Genomic DNA, 530 nt, shown 5'->3' on the forward strand with positions numbered 1-530 from the left:
CCGGCGCTCACGGTGCGCTCGGCCCCGTCCCGGAAGATCCTGGAGTTCGCGCTCGAATCGGGTGCGGCGGCCATCTGCCTCAATGCCATGGCCCCCGTGGCCACCCTGCCCACGGCGCAGCTACGGGAGATGCTGGAGCTCGTCACGCAGCGCGAACAGGGCGGTACCTCGCAGCCTCGCGACTGAGAGGTCGGTGGGTCGGAATTGCGGCGCATCTCGTCCGCAGTTTCCACACCCGCGGGGCGTGTCCGGGGGGTGCGCCAGGGCTGTATGCCAGGGGCCGCGCGTCAGGGGGCCGGGGTCAGCGTGGCTCAGCGGGGCTCGGTCGCGCGCGCCGGGAGCTGTCCCTGGCAGCGGGGGCACACACCCCGGTAGACGACCTCCGCGGCTAGCAGCTCGAAGCCGTGGTCCTGGGACGGCGTGAGGCACGGGGCATGGCCCACGGCGCACGGCACGTCCTGGACCACTCCGCAGCGCACGCAGTACGCATGGTGGTGGTTGTCCCCGGTGCGGATCTCGTAGCGCGCGGG

1 protein-coding gene and 1 pseudogene are annotated in these 530 nt (G+C 72.8%); one reads left to right on the forward strand and one right to left on the reverse strand.

All coding sequences use genetic code 11. The features are described 5' to 3' along the window. A pseudogene (locus RF645_RS13375) lies at nt 1-186 on the forward strand (SseB family protein); the annotation flags it as partial. Between the two features lie 125 nt (nt 187-311). Here the strand turns inward: RF645_RS13375 and RF645_RS13380 are convergent. Further along, nucleotides 312-530, reverse strand: a 219-nt coding sequence (locus RF645_RS13380) for a Fur family transcriptional regulator (protein ID WP_368819281.1), incomplete at its 5' end; no start/stop codon positions are given.

Origin of the sequence: Kocuria sp. CPCC 205260 (assembly GCF_040981045.1) — a bacterium.
Lineage (GTDB): Bacteria > Actinomycetota > Actinomycetes > Actinomycetales > Micrococcaceae > Kocuria > Kocuria palustris.